The organism is Polaromonas sp., from assembly GCF_035638815.1.
GTDB lineage: Bacteria > Pseudomonadota > Gammaproteobacteria > Burkholderiales > Burkholderiaceae_C > Polaromonas.
The window spans coordinates 58197-75457 of the sequence record NZ_DASQZG010000011.1 but is presented as its reverse complement, the minus strand read 5'-3'; the positions used below and the strand labels follow the sequence as shown (position 1 = coordinate 75457).

General features: G+C 61.4%; 17 protein-coding genes. 5 read left to right on the top strand and 12 right to left on the bottom strand.

Translation table 11 applies throughout. The features are described 5' to 3' along the window. Nucleotides 1-3: 3 nt before the first annotated feature. From VE934_RS06250 to VE934_RS06225, 6 genes are all read right to left on the bottom strand, one after another. Nucleotides 4-615: a DUF3455 domain-containing protein gene (locus VE934_RS06250; protein ID WP_324885443.1), complete on the bottom strand. Its 612-nt coding sequence runs from the start codon at nucleotides 613-615 to the stop codon at nucleotides 4-6. A gap of 120 nt (nucleotides 616-735) precedes the next feature. Next, complete coding sequence (locus tag VE934_RS06245) at nucleotides 736-1194, bottom strand: hypothetical protein (RefSeq protein WP_324885441.1); 459 nt, start codon at nucleotides 1192-1194, stop codon at nucleotides 736-738. Nucleotides 1195-1354: 160 nt separating this feature from the next. Next, entirely contained in the window at nucleotides 1355-1936 is a 582-nt protein-coding gene (locus VE934_RS06240; protein ID WP_324885439.1) for a DUF3455 domain-containing protein, read from the bottom strand. Between the two features lie 150 nt (nucleotides 1937-2086). Then, nucleotides 2087-2632 carry a DUF3455 domain-containing protein gene (locus tag VE934_RS06235; RefSeq protein WP_324885437.1) on the bottom strand — a complete coding sequence of 182 codons (546 nt, stop codon included), beginning with the start codon at nucleotides 2630-2632 and terminating at the stop codon, nucleotides 2087-2089. Between the two features lie 284 nt (nucleotides 2633-2916). Then, nucleotides 2917-4509, bottom strand: a complete 1593-nt coding sequence (locus VE934_RS06230; protein ID WP_324885435.1) for a tetratricopeptide repeat protein — start codon at nucleotides 4507-4509, stop codon at nucleotides 2917-2919. A 46-nt stretch (nucleotides 4510-4555) separates the two neighbouring features. Further along, nucleotides 4556-5161, bottom strand: coding sequence for a DUF924 family protein (locus tag VE934_RS06225; RefSeq protein WP_324885433.1), 606 nt, complete (start codon nucleotides 5159-5161; stop codon nucleotides 4556-4558). 77 nt (nucleotides 5162-5238) lie between these two features. Between VE934_RS06225 and VE934_RS06220 the strand changes: the two genes are divergently transcribed. After that, nucleotides 5239-7257, top strand: coding sequence for an alpha/beta hydrolase family protein (locus VE934_RS06220; protein WP_324885431.1), 2019 nt, complete (start codon nucleotides 5239-5241; stop codon nucleotides 7255-7257). A 17-nt stretch (nucleotides 7258-7274) separates the two neighbouring features. Here VE934_RS06220 and VE934_RS06215 read toward each other — a convergent pair whose 3' ends face one another. The 6 genes from VE934_RS06215 to VE934_RS06190 all read right to left on the bottom strand — a co-directional run bounded on the left by VE934_RS06215 (nucleotide 7275) and on the right by VE934_RS06190 (nucleotide 12519). Beyond that, nucleotides 7275-8114, bottom strand: coding sequence for a LytTR family DNA-binding domain-containing protein (locus tag VE934_RS06215; RefSeq protein WP_324885430.1), 840 nt, complete (start codon nucleotides 8112-8114; stop codon nucleotides 7275-7277). After that, nucleotides 8111-9181 carry a sensor histidine kinase gene (locus tag VE934_RS06210; protein WP_324885427.1) on the bottom strand — a complete coding sequence of 357 codons (1071 nt, stop codon included), beginning with the start codon at nucleotides 9179-9181 and terminating at the stop codon, nucleotides 8111-8113. The genes VE934_RS06215 and VE934_RS06210 overlap by 4 nt, the downstream gene beginning before the upstream one ends. A gap of 65 nt (nucleotides 9182-9246) precedes the next feature. Further along, entirely contained in the window at nucleotides 9247-10737 is a 1491-nt protein-coding gene (locus VE934_RS06205) for a carotenoid oxygenase family protein (RefSeq protein ID WP_324885426.1), read from the bottom strand. A gap of 17 nt (nucleotides 10738-10754) precedes the next feature. Continuing rightward, on the bottom strand, nucleotides 10755-11180 hold the full coding sequence (locus VE934_RS06200; RefSeq protein ID WP_324885424.1) for a DUF2141 domain-containing protein: 426 nt from the start codon (nucleotides 11178-11180) through the stop codon (nucleotides 10755-10757). A gap of 43 nt (nucleotides 11181-11223) precedes the next feature. Continuing rightward, nucleotides 11224-11517 (bottom strand): 2TM domain-containing protein, encoded by a 294-nt coding sequence (locus VE934_RS06195; protein ID WP_324885422.1) that lies wholly within the window; start codon nucleotides 11515-11517, stop codon nucleotides 11224-11226. Between the two features lie 12 nt (nucleotides 11518-11529). After that, on the bottom strand, nucleotides 11530-12519 hold the full coding sequence (locus tag VE934_RS06190; protein WP_324885421.1) for a DUF6622 family protein: 990 nt from the start codon (nucleotides 12517-12519) through the stop codon (nucleotides 11530-11532). Nucleotides 12520-12698: 179 nt separating this feature from the next. Between VE934_RS06190 and VE934_RS06185 the strand changes: the two genes are divergently transcribed. From VE934_RS06185 to VE934_RS06170, 4 genes are read left to right on the top strand one after another with little or no spacing between them, the layout of a single operon-like run. Continuing rightward, nucleotides 12699-14309 carry an efflux RND transporter periplasmic adaptor subunit gene (locus tag VE934_RS06185; RefSeq protein ID WP_324885419.1) on the top strand — a complete coding sequence of 537 codons (1611 nt, stop codon included), beginning with the start codon at nucleotides 12699-12701 and terminating at the stop codon, nucleotides 14307-14309. A gap of 10 nt (nucleotides 14310-14319) precedes the next feature. Next, nucleotides 14320-15114: an ABC transporter ATP-binding protein gene (locus tag VE934_RS06180; protein WP_324885398.1), complete on the top strand. Its 795-nt coding sequence runs from the start codon at nucleotides 14320-14322 to the stop codon at nucleotides 15112-15114. Next, complete coding sequence (locus VE934_RS06175) at nucleotides 15111-16343, top strand: ABC transporter permease (RefSeq protein ID WP_324885397.1); 1233 nt, start codon at nucleotides 15111-15113, stop codon at nucleotides 16341-16343. The genes VE934_RS06180 and VE934_RS06175 overlap by 4 nt, the downstream gene beginning before the upstream one ends. Nucleotides 16344-16391: 48 nt before the next feature. Next, complete coding sequence (locus VE934_RS06170) at nucleotides 16392-17225, top strand: undecaprenyl-diphosphate phosphatase (RefSeq protein WP_324885396.1); 834 nt, start codon at nucleotides 16392-16394, stop codon at nucleotides 17223-17225. Nucleotides 17226-17261: the final 36 nt, after the last annotated feature.

Genomic DNA, 17261 nt, shown 5'->3' with positions numbered 1-17261 from the left:
CGCTCAAGCCGACGGGCGCCAGAAAACGTAGTCAGCCTCGTAAGGGACCGCCATGCGCATGCCCAGCTGTGAAGCGCTGCAGGGTTTGACAGCCGCAAGGCCTCCCACGGTGCGCACACGCTGCACATAGCTCACGTTTTGCAGCGTGCCGGGTGTGGCAGATGGCTCTGCCCTGGTTCTTTGCAGGGGAAGGCTGTAGTCGCCGTTGGGTACTTCGACAAATTCGACCACGGATGTGCGGGAGCCGTCACGGTGTACCCAGTTGGCGCGCGGGCGGGCGCTTGGCGAATGAACGATGACGTTGCCATAGGTGTCCGTCAGTTGAACGGTGGTGTTTCTCAGAAGCCAGGCGTATTCAAAAGGCGACCGTTTCACCGCCTGGCACTCATACAGCAGATCGCCAGCGCCCCGTGCTTCCACAGCTACCTGGTGGCCTGCAGGCACGCGTATAGCCTCTGGCAAGTCGTTTTGGGTGTTGTACGGCGCAAGTGGCCGGTAGCTGCAGGCGCTGAGAGCAGCAACTGCGCCTGTGATAAGCAGCAGAGTACGCACGGTGAGGCCGATGGTTGGGCGAGATGGTCGCGATGACGCAGGAGTGGACGATTGTGTTTTCAAGGCAGTCTCCAGTGAGGATGGTCCCCATGAGTAAACGAGATGCGCTTGTAACTGTCTGTAGGACGCCGGGCAGACGATGCGCGGGTATTTGCCGCCAACTGGCCTGTACGGTCGGATAAATCAGCTCATCGTGTTGCAGAGAATGTCATAAACACCCGCTGCGGATGAGCGCGTCTGGCTGCCCGCGCCGCAGTTCTTGACAGCTTTGTTCAGGCCGCCGGGTTTGGCTGTGAGCATGTAGTTGACGCGGTGGATGCCGAGTGTTGACAACGCAACAGGGCTGTCGGAGGCAATGTCAGTGTTGGCGCGAAGTGCCAGCGTGGTGCTTGCTTCTTCAACCAGGGCCCAATGGGCGGAACCATCGCTGCGGATGACGCGCTGGTACAGCAAAGTGTCGTCGCCGGCTGAATGCGTGGCAACTTCAGCCGAATTGCCCACCCGGGTCATCAGGCTGGCGTGTTCGGCACGCTGATGGGGCGCGGAGAAGGTGGAGATCATGGCCGCGGTGCCCGTCACCATGAGAAGAGCCAAGCCAATCGCCAAGCTCGTGACGCGAACCAGATGGTGTGTGCTTTTCATGGTGATGTACTCCTTCAGCGATGCTGTGAAGTGAGTAAACCGCAAATCCCGGGCCCCCCATGTAGGAGCACGGCCACAGGGCTTGAAAGCGCTGTGGCCGTGCTTGAGATTGGGCTTGAGAACGGGCGTTGCCTGCCGTTAAGACCCGGCAGGACTTAAGTTAGACCGGACGCCAGAAAATGTAGTCAGCCTGATACGGAAGTGTTACTTTTTCGCCGCCGTTGGCAGTACCGCAAGGCTTGGTTTTTTCAACGCCGCCTTTGGTCTTGATGCGCTGGATAAAGCTCACGTTTTGCAGGGCGCCTGTTCCCATCGAGGGTTCGGCACGGGCAAGCTGCAGCGGCAGGTTGAACTCGCCATTGGTAGCGACGGCGATTTGATTGCCTACAACGCTGGAACCATCAATGTGGGTCCATTTGGCGGGCGGGCCGGAATACGCGACCACGTCCTTGCCGGTACGGTCCAGAAGATTGGCCTGTGGGCTTACCAGGGTCCATGCAAAAGGGCCGGCGGGCGTGGCGCGGCACTCGTAGTTGAGCACGCCAGTTGCTGTGGTCTCTAGCACTACCTTGTGACCGGAGGGCACGCCAATGGACATCGGAAGCGTGTCCTGGCTGAATTCTTTGGGCAGGGGTGCCACGTTGGAGCAGGCGGCCATCATCAAGGCTGTACCGCCGACCATCAGGGTGGTGCCGATCAGGCTGCTGCCCAGGGTACGGAATTTTGTGTTGGTGCTTCTCATCGTGCGGTCCTCAGTTTGTTTGGTTGGTGTTTATTGCCAAGTACTGAGTAAAACCGCAAGACGTGTAAGCAGCTGTAGGACGCCGCGCCCGGGCGCTGCGAGCCGAAAGCGTGAGCGCGCTGGCACTCACGACTCTCAGCCCTCCACCGCTTACATAGCTTTGTAGAAGATGTAGTCGGCCTGGTATTTAACGACCTGTTTGGAGCCCAGTGTTGCGGCAGTGCAAGGTGTTGCGGGGGCAACGCCGCCACGGGTGTCCACGCGCTGGATAAAGGTCACGCCCTGCATGGCGCCCGCGCCCATGGCCGGGTTGGCCTTGACAAGTTGCAGCGGGATGCTGCCGGCCACATTGGGGGCAACGGCGAGCTGCACCGCCGTCAACTTGGAGCCGTCAGCGGACTCCCATGTGGCGGGTGGGCCATAGTATTTGCCAACTTGCCTGCCGCTGCGGTCCAGCAGGCGCGCGTCTGGGCCCACAAACACCCACTCAAACTCGCCCGCAGCTGCTGCCTTGGCCCGGCATTCGTAAGTGATGTCACCCACCCCAACTGTTTCCATGGAAACCTTGTTGCCAGCCGGCACCTGAACGGTGGCCGGCAGGGCAGCCTGCGAATAGGTGGGCGCCATGGGGGCCATGGTGCCGCAGGCGGCGACCAGAGAAACGGCTGCAAGTGCAATAGCGGTGCGGATCATCATTTCAAAACTCCTGTTGTTTGGCGTTTGCCAGATTTCGGTTGATGCCCCCCTCCGCCGCATTTTTGACAATGGTTTTTGGGTGGCTCCCGATGGGAGTACGCAGCGGGGCGATGTACTGGATTCAGATTTGTGGCGCGTGGCCGCAAAAAAACTGCGGTGCGTGCGCAGGCGTGCTGCTGTGGCGGGTCTTGCCGCTTCTACTGTCCGAAGCGGGGCCCGTTCTTGACGAAGGCAAACTCCAGCGCCGTGCTGGACCCTCTAACTCGCCATTTGCACGATCTGACTCAATGCGGCCCAGTATTGACCAGTCGGCGCAATAAAGTCAGGCGTCCGGGCACTTCCTTGCCTTGCTCCAGACGGCACTGTATGTTCATGGTACTCAGTATCTCGAAGCCGTGGTGCGTTGCCATACGGCTCAGGTAGGCCATGGAATGTGCGTAGCGGCCCGTAGGTGTCAACTTGTAGCCGGGGTCAGCCCTTGCTGCCAAACTTCCGACATCATTTAGGGCATCAAGGGATTCGACTGAAAACGCGAACAACCCGCCATGCCGCAACAGTCTCTTTGCCTGATCGAACAACCCGGCCAGTTCCCCTACGTAAAGGAAGACATCGGCAGAGACGAGTAAGTCATAGCTCGCGGGCGCTTCGTTTTTCATCATCGATGCCATATCCATGTGCACAAGCCGCGAATAGATGTTCCGTGCCCTGGCCCTGGAGAGCATTTTGCTGGAGAGGTCAACGCCCACCAGCTCTCCTGCATAGGCGGCCAAGGTGGATCCGGTCAATCCTGTTCCGCAGCCCAGGTCAAGGACAGACCACTTTCGAGGGCCTAGAACGAAGAACTCGCCCACCATTTCAGCAAGTTTTTCGGGCAGGGTGTAGTTAAGAGTCTGGCTCAGGTGCGAATCATAATGTTGCGCATACTCGTCGAATAGTTGTTCGACATAGCCCCGCGGTGCACTGTCGGTACTTTCTCCCGAGAGTGCAGCCACGAGATGGACCACCGGACTGTCTGGCTGCAACTCGACAACCTTCCGGTAGCAGGCAACGGCTCCGGCTTTATCGCCATTCTTCAACATGACGTTCCCAAGGAGCCTATGTGCTGCCAGATGACCAGGTTCGAGTGCAATTGCGCGTCGATAACAGGCGATGGATCGTTGGGTGTTTCCCAGCATGTCCAGGGCGTCGCCAAGATTGACATGAGCCTCCGCATTGCTGGGTTCTAGAAGAGCCGCAGCTTCGTAACATTCGGCCGACGTTTGATTGTGGTTGAGATTGCGATGTGCATCGCCCAGGATCTTGTGGGATATGGCCGCTGTAGGTTGTAGAGACACGGCCTGGGTGTGGCAAGAAATGGCTCCCTCAAAATCCTGCTGGTTGAACAGCAGGTTTCCCAGGAAAAAATGAAACTCTGCTGATTCCGGAAAAACAAGAAGCCCCCTCTGGATGAGTGCCTTGGCTTCTTCAGACTGACCGGATTGAAGCAGAAAGTCGAAGAAGTCACGGTAGGCAAATTCCAAGTCCGGTTTGAGTTCCAGCGCCCTGGTGAAATGCCTGATGGTGCCGGCCCGGTCATTGCGGGCCCTTGAAATGGTGCCGAGGATGTAGTGCGCGTCGGCAATAGCGGGGTCGATCGACAAAGCCCGGTTTAATGCGGTTGCAGCCTCTTCGTAGAGCAGTTGTCCAGCCAACGCGAAACCCAAACCGACATAGGCCGCAACAAACTCAGGATTGATGGAGATTGCCTGTGTATAGCAGGCCGCCGCCTCGTCCAGTTCGTTGAGGTTCAGGTGTTTGTCGCCCCGCTTTTTAACGGTGATTTCTGGAGCGGTTTTCGGCGATCCGGATACGAGCAGTTCCCTCAGCTTAGTAAACAAGTTACACCTTTCAAATCATGGATATGTGCGTGAAATTGGGGGTGCCCTACTGTCCGAAGCGGGGCCCATTCTTGACGAAGGCGAACTCCAGCGCCGTGCTGGTGCGCCCCTGGGCCGAATTGCGGTGTGGGAATCGGCCAAAGCGGGCAACGATGTTGCGGTGCTGCTCGGCATACTGCAAGCTGCTCTGCATGTCCTTGCTCAGCTCCGGCGGTGCATCGGCTGCCAGGCTGCGATAGCGGCGCACGCCTTCTTCCTGGAGTGGCAGGTCTTCGGCGTGCATCAGCGGCATGTAAAACTGCATCCGCTCCAACCACGACAGGGTGAGATCGCCACCGCTGGCCAATGTCTCGCTGACCAGGTGTTGAGCGCGATGGTCCCCGGCAAAAGCTTTGGCCTTGCCGCGAAAGATGTTGCGCGGAAACTGGTCGAGCAGTATCACCAGCGCGAGGCGGTCCTGCGGCTCGGACTCCCAGTCGGTAAGCTCGCCAGCCAAAGCCAGCGCCACGGCAGCGCCAAACCTCTGCCGGATGTCGTCGTCCAGCTCGGCACCCCCGCTAAACCATTGTTTGCGCATCTCGGGGTTGAACCAGTAGTCGCGTACCGCGGCTGGGCTGACCGGCATGGCTGGGGCGGGGTATGGCGTGCTCATGGCCGCCATCATGACAGCCTCGCGGGCGCTTTGCCACCGCCGCTATGATGGCCGGGATAAAACAGGGGGGAGTTGTCATGTCTTTATTGCGTATCACCGCTGCCGTGGGCGTTGCCACGGTGTTGTTGGGCCTGGGCGCATGCAGCACGCCGCCCACCCATCCTGGCTTGGTCGGAGCACAGGCAGGCGGGCAACTGCCGCCCCTGCTTCCCGTGCGCCGCTTTGTAGCCAACATCGACGCCATGGGCGGCTACCAATTGTCCCCCAGCGGCGAGCGTCTGATGTGGCAGCAAGCGGTGGGGTTGGACATAGGCATTGCGGTGCGCAACGTTTCCGGCAATGCTGCAGTCACCACTTATGCCACCGGCAACATGGGCCGCCGCGGCGGCAATCAGTACTGGCTTGGCGACAGCCGCCAGGTTGTCTACACCAAAGACCCGATTGGTGACGAGAACACACGGCTGCTGGTGCAGGACACCCAAGCCGGCACCCTGGCACCGTGGACGGTGATCACCACGCCGGGTGCACGCACGGTTTTTGTGGGGCGTGGGGCCGAGGGTTCGTCCAAGTTTTTTGTCGCCAGCAACCAGCGCGACCGGTCCACACTAGACCTGTATGAGGCCGACGCGCAGACCCGCAGCGTGCGTGAAGTTGCGCGTAGTGACGGCACCGTGCTCGACTGGTTAATCGGTACTGACCGCCAGCTGGCCGGGCGGGTGAGGCAACTCGGCCGCGAGGATGGGGCCGACAGGGTGGTTGAGCTGATGCAAGCGGGCGGGCAATGGCGCGTGCTCAAGACCGTCGGCGGATTTGACAATTACTGGGTCAACCGCCTGGATTTGGCGGGCGGGAAGGCCTGGGTCATCAGCAGCGTTGGGCGAGACAAGTCCGCCCTGCTGGAAGTTGACCTGGCTACGGGCCAGGAGCGTGTGCTGGCCAGTCACGACACGGTGGACCTGAGCTCAACCATTTTGCCGGTGGGACGTGGCGCGCCGCTGGCCTATGTGGTCGAACCCGGCCACCCCGAGATCAAATGGCTGGACAGTGCCTGGCAGCGTGACGTAGACAGCGCCGTGCAGAAAGCCGTGAGCGGCCAGCTTTTGCCAGCGCAGCCCCTGATCACCCGGCCGCAGAGTATCTCTGCGGACAACCAGCGTGTGGTGCTGCGCAGCGTGGGCGAGTTCGACTCGGCCGAGCTTTTGCTTGACCGGCGCAGTGGGCAGGTGAGCCGGCTCAACCCCCTGCAGGCCGAGGCAGCCAGCGTGTTGTCAGCGCAGCAACCGTTCTCGTTCAAGGCATCTGATGGCCGGACCATTCATGGCTACGTCATCCGCCCGCGCGGCGTGACGGGCCCGGCCCCGCTGGTGGTGGAGATTCACGGCGGCCCGTGGGCGCGTGACAGCTGGAGTCCGGCGGTTTTTGATACCCGCCAGTTGCTGGCTAATCGCGGCTATGCCGTCATCATGATCAACTACCGGGGCTCGACCGGGTATGGCCGCGAGCACATCTGGGCGGCTGACGGTGCCTACTTTGGTCGCTTGCAGCAGGACATCGCCGAGGGCGTGCAGTGGGCGGTGGATCAGCGGATTGCCGACCCGGCGCGCATTGCGGTGCTGGGCGGCAGTTTTGGCGGTTTTTCGGTGCTGGCGCAACTGATCCAGAAGCCGCACAACTACCGCTGCGGCGTGGACGTGGTGGGTGTGGCTAACTGGCCCCGGGTGGTGGACAACTGGCCGCCGTTTTGGCGCAACCGCCACTGGTTTGCCCGCACGTTTGGCGATGTCAACAAACCTGAAGAACGTGCGCAGCTGCTGGCTAACTCGCCGGTCTCGCACCTGGACAAAATCACCGCACCGTTGTTGGTGATTCATGGCGGCAACGACATCCGCGTGCTCAAGCAGGATTCTGACGACGTGGTGGCCGCGCTGCAGAAGCTGGGGCGTCCGGTGGACTACCTGTTGTTTGCCGACGAGGGGCACAGCATCAGCAAGTGGCGCAACCGGCTGGCGATGTGGCGCACGATTGAGGACAAGCTGGCGACCTGCCTGGGCGGTCGCGGCGCAGGCTTTGACTATTACCAGCTGATGCCGAGGTAACCCCGCAGCCCACGCCGCTACATCGCGCGGAACTGGTGGCTGTACATGCGGCTGATGGCCAGCTTTTCCGGGCGCTTGCGCAGACTCAGCGTCAGCTTGCCGGACTCGTCGCGGTGGACGGCGTCGATGGACTCAGCGTGCACCACCGTGCCGCGATGGATTTGCAAAAAGGAATGCGCGTCCAGCTGGGGCAGCAGCTCCTTCAGGGGTGTGCGCACCAGGTATTCGTGTTGCGCGGTCAAAACGCGTATGTATTTGTCGGCGGCTTCAAAATAAACCACATCGCCCACGGGCACCATGCGGATGCTGCTGCCTACGCTGACCTGTAGGACTTTCAGCGGTCCTGTGGCGGGTGGTGCAGACCGGGTATCAGCCAGCAGGTGCCGCAGCTGGCTGAGGACGGGGTCGAGCGCGAGGCTCTGGGTGACCGCTGGTGCTTCTGAGTTGATAGCAGCTTGCGCCCGGGCTGCAAGGGCCAACTGCACTTTCTTCACTGTTTTTTGAAGCCGGTCGGTCTGCACCGGCTTGAGCAGGTAGTCGATCGCCTGCGCTTCAAAGGCCTGCACCGCGTACTGGTCATAAGCGGTGACAAACACCAGCGCCGGAAAAGGCAGCTCTTGCGGCCATTCATCCACCAGCTCGGCGGCAGCTTCCAGCCCGCTCTGGCCGGGCATGCGGATGTCAAAGAACAAGACGTCGGGCCTGAGCTTGAGCGCCTGCACCACGGCCGACTCGCCATCGCCCACGGTAGCCAGCACACGCAGCGCGGGCCAGGCCTGGGCCAGTTCGGCCTGCAGGGACTGCGCCAGCAAGGGCTCGTCTTCGGCAATCAGGGCGGTGGCGGGGTGTTGACTCATGGTTTTAAAGGAAATCGGGCCGCGGCCCTTGTTCCACCTGCGGGGAAAGCTATTAATTCAATAGCAGATGATGTGCCGTAAGTGGCCAGCAGCCGCTCACGTACCTGGGTGACGCCAAAGCCCGGGCGCGCCTCCAGTGTGCTGGAAAGGCCCACACCGGAGTCTGCCACCTCCAGCACCACAAAGCCGTCCTCCCTGCGCGCGCTGACCGTGACACGTCCGCCCTGGACCTTGGGCTCCAGCCCATGTTTGATGCTGTTTTCAACCAGCGGCTGCAGCAGCAGGGTGGGCACCTGGTGTTGCGAAAGTTCTCCGGGCAGATCCAGCGTGAAGCCGAGACGCGGACCCATGCGAATGGCCATGAGCTCCAGATAGTCGCGCAGCCGGTCAAACTCGGCCTCCAGCGTATGCGTGGTTGCCAGCGAGGCCCCAAGCGTGGCACGCAGGTAGGCAATCATGTGGTCCAGCATCACCTGCGCGCGTTGCGGGTCGCTGCCTATCAGGGCCCGCAGGTTGGCCAGTGTGTTGAAGAGCATGTGCGGCTCCAACTGGGTCTCCAGCAGCTTGAGCCGTGCTTCGCTGGCGTGCTGGCGTGCCTCGTCCATCTTGCGGGTGAGGTAGGCGCTTTTGTTGACGGTGTAGAAGTAATAGCTGCCTGCGACGCCCGCCATCAGGGTGATCAGCAGCGAGGAGCGCAGATCGTGGCTGCTCTTGCCTGAGGTGCCGGCCGGAAACCAGCCGTAAAAAACACACAGGCGATCACCCAGCGTGGTGCCCAGCAAGTAACCCAGAACAATACCGGCCGCCACCAGGCCCACGCCTGCAAACCCTTTGGGCCACCCGGTTTCAGCGCTGGAAGGAAAAAATTCGCGCCCGATATCGATGACGGCCCAGGTGATGATCGCAATCAGTACCGAATAGATGAGTGGCGGGCCGTAGGGCTTGTCTGGTTGAAAGCCGTACTGAATGGTCGCGATCGCCAGTGCAAAAGCCAGCACCTGCAGGCCGTGCCGCAGCTTGGAGGTCCAGTCAATCTTCGTCCCAAGGCGGGCGGCGTGGTCAGTCAAGGTGCTTCCTTAAGCGGGAAAGGCCACGACGATTTTAGGTCAGCACTGCGGCGGGCAGGTTAGCTTCAAGCAGCAACAAACTGGCCATGCAACCCCAGCGGCAAGCCATAGGGCAGCGTCACCTGTGCGATGGGTCCGGCGTCGATTGCGGCAGCATCAAACACCGACAAAGTTGTACGCTCGCTGGGCCAGTGGTAGGCCGTGCCCACCACCCAGCCTTTGCCTTCAGTGGCGGTGAGATGGGACGGCACGTACACGTGTTCTTCTGCAATCCAGCCGTCGCCGTAATGGTGCTGTTGCTGCCGCTCCCCATGCAGCGCCAGCACGCTGTCAAAACCATCCACCCGCGCGTCCATGCTGCTGCTGCGTGCGAGCAGGGTGGTGAACTGCGTGGGCAGCCCGTTGCGCAGGGGATGAATGCGCGGAAACTCCACGTTGTTCAGACCTGTGGTTTGCATCTGCGCCCGGCCGGTGGCGGGGTTCAGCGTGATTTGGGTCCACTGCGTCTGCCGTGAACCCTTGTCTGGCCGCGGCTCGTTGACGTTCATCTGCTTCATGGCGCTCAGAATGTCGGGCTGGGCGACAAAACGCACCTGCACTGTGCCGCCTTGCTCCCACGCGTTGGCGAGGTGAAAGACACCTGTGGCCGGCAGCTCAAAGCGCTGCACCTTGAAGTCGGCCTTGTCCACCAGCAGCACAACCAGGGGAGAGTTGCCCTCCCAGTGGTAGTGAGACAGCGGATCGCCTGCACCCGGCGTGCCTGCGTATTTCAAAGGCATCAGCAGAAACACAAGGTGCCGCTCGGTGATGGCGAAGTCGTGCACCATGTCTGCCTGGGGCGCGGCCTGCACGTGCTGTCTGCGCAACTGCCCGGTGGGGCTGATTTCGTAAACCAGCAGGCGGCCAGTACCCGGCATGTAGCCAAAGCTCCAGACCGTGCCGTCGGGCGCCACGCGCGGATGTGCTGAAAACGGCGCGCCCTGGGTGTCGGGCGACCACACCTTGAAGCCTTTGGCCTCCAGGCTTTGCGGATCCACCGCCAGCGCTGAGCCGGCTTCCCACAAGGCAAACAACTCCCGACTGGCCGGCAATGACAGCAGGTTGATATTCGCGGGGTTGAGTGTGTCGGGTCCGTTCAGGGGCGGCGAGTTGGGAAGGGTTTGCGCAAAGCCGGAGTAGAGCAAACGCCCGGCCGCTTCTTCAGCCTTGAGTTTGGGCGTGGCCAGCAGCGCGCCGCGATGCGAGACCTTGCCACCGTCGAAACGAAAGGCCTGCAGCATGCCGTCACCGTCAAACCAGTGGTTCATGGTCACGCCGCCCAGTTCGCGCCGCGCAGGGCCTACGCGGTACAGCGTGCCCTGCAGGGCAGCGGGCCAGCGGCCCTCAATGCGCAATGGCCCGCTGTTCAGGGGCGCTTTGAGTGGTCCGTTGTGTGGGGTGTAACTGCTGCGCCAGGCATCACCCGGCGCTGCGGCGTAGCCCAGGCCTGCGGCGCTGGCTGCTGCTGCGGCCAGAGCGGTCAATGCGGCGCGGCGGTTCAGTGTGGGGGCGGTCATGTGGGCTGGTCCGTTTTTTATTTCAACTCAAAGGCTTGCTGCTGCGCGTTGTCTTCCATGCGAAACGCGGCCTCAGCAAACGGCGGAGGGCCTGCCATGTTGCGGGCGTTGCGGCTAAAGCCGTACAGCTCGGTCGGTATGCCGAAGAGGTTGGCGTCCAGCCTGGTGTTGCTGTTTTCGTCCAGGAAGGCGGTCACGGCGTAGTCGCCCTTGGGCAGATCGGTGAACTGCAGGGTGGCTTTGCCCTGAACGGGTTTTGCGGTGGCTGTGCGCAGAGGTGTGCCACGCGGAAAACCATCCGCCTTGTCGAACACGGCGGCCATCACGAGGCCCTGGCGATCTGCCGGCACGCTGACATCGATTTTCAGATCACCAGCAAACGCAGCGCCCGATACGAAGATGGCGAGGGCGGGCAAGATGTGGTTCAGGGTTGGAATGCGCATGGGAGCCTTTAAGAAGTTAAAAAAGTTGATGGATGAGGAACGCTCACCACGGGTCGCGCTGCAGCGCCAGGCGGTTGCGTTCTTGTTGCACCAGGCGTTCATGCAGCCCCCCACCACCGGTAAACAAAAACACCGCAGCGCCGTGGGCCAACAGGCCTATGCCCCAGCCAAAGGCGGGAAACACGGCCCAGTTCCGCTCGCTCATGGCCGACAGCAGGGCCAGCAGCAGATTGACCAGGATGTAAACACTGGCGTGGATGTACCAGCTCATCTTGGCCCCGGCGCGTTTGCGGGCTAGGCGCTCAATTTCTTCGGTTTGCAGGGTTTGGGTGTTCATGGCGTGCTCCAGTCAAGCGTTGATGGCGGAAAGGTGTGAGCTGTGGGCAGAGGGCGTGACATCGCGCGGCCGCAGTGCCAGGCGCATCAGGTGAATGGCCCGGCCCGCAAAGATGCCGGTGAAGACGCCGTAGATCGTGCTGATGGTCAGCGCGAAAGTCGCGTTGGCATTGATGTCGGGGTCCAGCATCAGGCTGGCACCGACCGTGTATTTGGTCAGGAAGACGCCCATGATCAGCGCCATGGGCACCTTGCTGCCCGGGAGGTGGACCTGGCGCGTGGCGCTGTTGTAGCTGGCACCGGCTGGCCGAGGCATCTGCGTGACGACGAGTAGCAGCAGAACAAGGCCGGCCGCCCAGCCGCCCAGCACCGTGGGTGAGGCGTCAAAGGCCGAGATGGTGCCGTACAGCGAGAAGGCGCCCATCCCCAAGGGCAGGACAACGATTCGCGCCAGACCCACGGATCGGTTGCGGGTCTGACTGATGCCAAGCACCAGCAGGGCGGCCAGCAGGCCCCAGACCCAGAGGGGGGTGTCGATGAGGATTTGGATCAGCAGAGGGGTTCCTTCGGCAGATGACTGGTGGTTGGGGGAAATCAGTCCCAGCCATTGGCCGAAAACCAGGTTGCCCATGTAGCGGCCGGGGATCAGGGTGAAAGCGCCGGCGACGATGCAGGCACCGATGTACAGGCTCAGCATGGTCATGCGATGGCCTTTGATATTTCCTTTGGAGAGAAACCAGAAGGCCAGGATGAGCAGGCCAAACACGACGGGAATCAGGGCGTGAATGGGTGTGATGCCGGAGATGTTGGGTATCTGGAAGTCGCGGATGAATATCGCGGTAATGGCCGTGATCAGCATCAGCGTGACCCACGCGTAGCCAAAAGCGCGGTGAAGCTTTGGCTTTGGGCCAGTCTCGCGGCGGGCCCACAAGACCACAGGGCCGGTGACCACGGCGCCAAGTGCAGCGGTGATGTGCACGGCAATAAGCGGTGAAAGTTCCATGGCTTGGGCTCCTGATGGGGTGTTGGAGCGGACTTTGCCGGCCCGGGGCCACGCGAGCCAGCGATTTGCGATGAAATGCCTTGAGGCGGCGCGAAGTGACGCCCATGCGGCGTGAAAACCCGTGCTTTGTACGGGCTTGAAGGCTTCCTACAATCAGTAACATGAACTACAAGACCAGGATGCCCCGCCCAACCGTGCTTTGGCTTGGCTCCGCTGCGCTGCTCGTGATCGTCGCTGGCGGCTGGTGGTATAGCCAGCATCAGGCTGGGCAGGACGTGCAGTATCGGACAGCAAATATTGAGCGTGGGCCCCTGCAGGCGGCGGTGGCCGCATCGGGCATGGTCAACCCGGTGTCGCAGGTGTCGGTTGGCACGCAGGTGTCGGGACAGATCAAGGACATCTATGCGGACTTCAACGCCGAGGTCAAGGCCGGGCAGCTGATTGCCATCATTGACCCCGAGACCTTTGAGTACCGCGTGCGGTCTGCCCAGGCCGACGTGGACGCGGCCAGGGCCGCTGCCGCGACGCAGCAGGCCTCGCTGACCAAAGCCCGGGTGGACGCGGAGGAGGCACAGCGCGACTTTGAACGCAAGGCGCAGCTGGTGACCCAGCAGTTTATTGCGGCGTCCGAGGGCGACAAGGCACGCGCGCTGGCACGCAGCGCGGCTGAAAGCACCAAAATCGTGGTTGCCCAGTTGCAAAGTGCGCAGGCCAATGTGAGCCAGCGCGAGTCTGTGCTGGCACAGGCGCGCATTGACCTGGCGCGTACCCGCATCACCTCGCCGGTGGACGGGATTGTGATCAAGCGCACGATTGAAAAAGGCCAGACAGTTGCGGCCAGCCTGCAGGCGCCCGAGCTGTTTGTGATTGCCAAAAACCTGCGCGACATGCAGGTGGAAGCCAGTGTGGATGAAGCCGATGTGGGTCGCATCAAGACCGGACAAAAGGCCAGCTTCACGGTCGATGCTTTTCCCGGCCAGACATTTGAAGGAGAGGTACGGCAGGTTCGCAAAGCTGCGCAAAACGTGGCCAATGTGGTGACCTATGTGGCGGTGGTCGGATTCTCAAATGTTGGCGACCGCTTGCTTCCGGGCATGACGGCCAATGTGCGCGTCATCACCGATGCGCGGTCCAGCGTGCTGAAGGTTCCCAACGCGGCGCTGCGCGTGCGTATCGCCGGCGTTGAGCAGGCACCACCGGCCGCAGCACCGACAGATGCTATCGATTCTGGAGCAAGCGGCGCAGGTGGTGAAAGGGCAAACGCCCCAAAACCTTCTGAAAGTGCCGCGGGCAGGCCTGCTGGCGGCGGCGGAGGTCGTGGGGGTCCGGCGGCAGAGTTTCGCAACCGTTTGGTGGCAGAGCTCGCACTGGATGCCGCGCAGGTAGAGAAAGTGGATGCCATCTATGCCGAGGCGCGTCCCAGAATGATGCAGCTGCGTGAGCTGCGGGAAGAAGAGCGCGGCAAAGCCAGAGAACGTATCACCGCTGACATTCGGGCGCGGATTGCAGATGTCCTGACCCCCGAACAAAAAACAAAATACGCCGCCCTGTCCGCAGAGTCCTCGGGACGGCAAGTCTCGCGGGGGCGCATCTTTTTGCTCGACGCCGATGGCAAGCCCGAAGCCCATAACGTGCGGCTGGGCGTGAGTGATGGCAGCAGCACCGAGCTGCTGGGCGGCAATGCGCCTGACTCAGAGTTGAAAGAGGGCGCCACCGTGGTGACAGGCACTGTGCTGCCTGGCGCTTCTACCGCCGGCGCGCGCCCCGGCAGCCCGCGCCTTCCTTTTTAGTGTTGAGATCATGACCCTGATCGAAGCCCATGACCTGACCAAGGTGTACACCATGGGCGACCAGACTGTGCACGCACTGCGGGGGGTGTCGCTGTCGATTGAAGAGGGAGATTTTGTCGCCATCATGGGCGCCTCTGGCTCAGGAAAGTCGACCTTGATGAATATTCTGGGCTGTCTGGATTTGCCAAGTTCAGGCCAATACCGGCTGGCTCATGAAGCTGTGGAGACCATGGCAGCCGATCAGTTGGCGTCTATCCGCAACCGGCGTATCGGGTTTGTGTTTCAGCAGTTCAACCTCTTGCCGCGCACCAGCGCTGTCGAAAATGTTGAGTTGCCGATGGTGTATGCCGGCATACCGGCGGCTGAACGACGCGATCGCGCCATGGCTTCGCTGCAGACGGTGGGCTTGGGGGAGCGCGCGCACCACACGCCAGCCGAGCTGTCCGGCGGGCAGCAGCAACGCGTGGCGATTGCCAGGGCTTTGGTCAACCGGCCGCAACTCATCCTTGCGGACGAACCAACCGGTGCCCTCGATTCGCAGACCAGTGAAGACATCATGAAGCTGCTGACCACACTGAACGCACAGGGCATGACAGTGGTGCTGGTGACCCATGAAAACGATGTGGCAGCCTGGGCGCGACGCAGGATTGTGTTTCGCGACGGCCATATCGTGGAAGACGTGCTGCAAACCGATCGCCAATCTGTCATCCCGGACTTGAGGAGCCTGCCCCAGGCTGCGATCGGGGGGGATCCATGGAGCGAAGAACACGTCCGCAACGACAAGCCAACAGGAGTCACGCCATGAACTTCCTGTCTGCTGTGCGCAGCGCCCTGCGCGCGCTGGCCGCCAACACGCTGCGCAGCATATTGACCATGCTGGGCATCATCATTGGCGTGGCCGCAGTGATCACCATGATTGCGGTGGGGCGTGGCGCGACCGAACGGGTGCAAGAGCAGATGAAGGGTTTGGGCTCCAACATCATGCTGGTGTTGCCGGGTGGCGCGACAGCTGGGGGTGTGCGCCAGGGCGCGCAGACGCGCAGCCGTTTGACCGAAGAGGACGCCACTGCCATTGCCAAAGAGGTGCTGGAAGTGCAGGTGGCAGCACCGTCCTCACGCACCACAGGCCAGGTGGTGGCCAACAACGGCAACTGGGGCACCACGATTTTTGGAACCACCAACGACTACCTCGAGGCGCGCGAGTGGCCATTGGCGTCGGGCCGATTGTTTGAGGAGGGGGAAATCGCTGGCTCGGCCAAGGTGGCTCTCATAGGCCAGACAGTGGCGCAGGAATTGTTTGGCGACGTTGACCCAATCGACCAGGTTGTTCGTGTCAAAAACGTGCCGGTCACCATCGTGGGGGTGCTGGGCCGCAAGGGGCAAAACTCCATGGGTCAGGACCAGGACGACACCATCCTCATCCCGATATCGACCTTTCGCAACCGGGTGCAGGGCGGAACGCCGGGCAATGTCAAACGCGTGTGGTCCATCAGTGTCAAGGTGCGTGAAGGCCAGAGCATGAAAGTGGCTGAAGAAAACATCCGTGAACTGATGCGCCAGCGCTTCAAAGTGCAGCCCGGCGCGGACGACACCTTCACCATACGCAACCTCACCGAAATTTTGCAGGCGCAAGAAGAATCGAGCCGCATCATGACCTTGCTGCTGGCGGCAGTGGCGGGCATCAGCCTCATCATCGGCGGCATCGGCATCATGAACATCATGCTAGTGAGCGTGACCGAGCGCACCCGCGAGATCGGGCTGCGTATGGCGGTGGGTGCACGCGGCAAAGACATCCTCACCCAGTTTCTGGTGGAGGCCGTGACGCTGAGCCTGATAGGGGGCGCGATGGGTGTGCTGCTGGGTGCGGTGGCCACCTGGGCTGTTGGCAGCTTTGCAGGCTGGCAAGTCAGCATGACTGCCGCCTCGGTGTTGCTGGCGGCGGGATTTTCGGGATTTGTGGGTGTGTTTTTTGGCTACTACCCCGCACGCCGCGCATCCAGGCTCTTGCCCATTCAGGCGCTTCGTTACGAATAGACGCCTCAGTCCGCGGCGATAATCGCGCTACTATTTTCTGGAGCGTGCGTGGACATAACACTGCTGGTCAAGGCTGCCCTGATGGGCATCGTCGAAGGCCTTACTGAATTTCTTCCGATTTCTTCGACCGGGCATTTAATCCTTGCGGGCGCGCTGCTTGGTTTTGATGATGACAAGGCCAAGGTCTTCGACATTGCCATCCAGACCGGCGCCATTTTTGCGGTGATTCTGGTTTACTGGCAAAAAATCCGCGACACGCTGATTGCTTTGCCCACGGAAAAGCAGGCACAACAATTTGCGCTCAACGTTTTTATTGCGTTTGTTCCCGCTGTGCTGCTGGGGCTGTTGTTTGGCAAGGCCATCAAGGCCAACCTGTTTACGCCGACGGTGGTGGCCAGCACCTTCATCATTGGCGGCTTCATCATCTTGTGGGCTGAGCGGCGCCAGAAAATGAACCCGGCCGTGGCGCGCATTCAGGAGGTGGAGACCATGACGCTGTGGGACGCGTTGAAAGTGGGTCTGGTGCAATGCCTGGCCATGATCCCGGGCACCAGCCGCAGCGGCGCCACCATCATCGGCGGCATGTTGCTCGGCCTGTCGCGCAAGGCGGCAACTGATTTTTCCTTTTACCTGGCCATCCCAACGCTGATTGGGGCTGGTGTGTATAGCCTGTACAAGGACCGGGCCCTGCTGTCAGTCGCCGACCTGCCCATGTTTGGCGTTGGTCTTCTGTTCGCCTTCATCAGCGCGTGGCTGTGCATCCGCTGGCTGTTGCGTTACATCGCCAGTCACAGCTTTGTACCGTTTGCGTGGTACCGCATTGTGTTTGGCGTGGTCGTGCTGGTAACCGCGCAGGCCGGCTGGGTGAGCTGGACGGCCTGAGCTCGGCGCATCGCCAGCCCCATTGAGCTAGCTGCC

What these genes read in the sequence shown, in the direction of transcription:
- VE934_RS06185 (WP_324885419.1), top strand. Translation starts at nt 12,699, where the DNA reads ATGCCCCGCCCAACCGTGCTTTGGCTTGGCTCCGCTGCGCTGCTCGTG.
- VE934_RS06195 (WP_324885422.1), bottom strand. Translation starts at nt 11,517, where the DNA reads ATGAACACCCAAACCCTGCAAACCGAAGAAATTGAGCGCCTAGCCCGC.
- VE934_RS06225 (WP_324885433.1), bottom strand. Translation starts at nt 5,161, where the DNA reads ATGAGCACGCCATACCCCGCCCCAGCCATGCCGGTCAGCCCAGCCGCG.
- VE934_RS06235 (WP_324885437.1), bottom strand. Translation starts at nt 2,632, where the DNA reads ATGATGATCCGCACCGCTATTGCACTTGCAGCCGTTTCTCTGGTCGCC.
- VE934_RS06220 (WP_324885431.1), top strand. Translation starts at nt 5,239, where the DNA reads ATGTCTTTATTGCGTATCACCGCTGCCGTGGGCGTTGCCACGGTGTTG.
- VE934_RS06245 (WP_324885441.1), bottom strand. Translation starts at nt 1,194, where the DNA reads ATGAAAAGCACACACCATCTGGTTCGCGTCACGAGCTTGGCGATTGGC.
- VE934_RS06175 (WP_324885397.1), top strand. Translation starts at nt 15,111, where the DNA reads ATGAACTTCCTGTCTGCTGTGCGCAGCGCCCTGCGCGCGCTGGCCGCC.
- VE934_RS06240 (WP_324885439.1), bottom strand. Translation starts at nt 1,936, where the DNA reads ATGAGAAGCACCAACACAAAATTCCGTACCCTGGGCAGCAGCCTGATC.
- VE934_RS06180 (WP_324885398.1), top strand. Translation starts at nt 14,320, where the DNA reads ATGACCCTGATCGAAGCCCATGACCTGACCAAGGTGTACACCATGGGC.
- VE934_RS06205 (WP_324885426.1), bottom strand. Translation starts at nt 10,737, where the DNA reads ATGACCGCCCCCACACTGAACCGCCGCGCCGCATTGACCGCTCTGGCC.
- VE934_RS06215 (WP_324885430.1), bottom strand. Translation starts at nt 8,114, where the DNA reads ATGAGTCAACACCCCGCCACCGCCCTGATTGCCGAAGACGAGCCCTTG.
- VE934_RS06200 (WP_324885424.1), bottom strand. Translation starts at nt 11,180, where the DNA reads ATGCGCATTCCAACCCTGAACCACATCTTGCCCGCCCTCGCCATCTTC.
- VE934_RS06190 (WP_324885421.1), bottom strand. Translation starts at nt 12,519, where the DNA reads ATGGAACTTTCACCGCTTATTGCCGTGCACATCACCGCTGCACTTGGC.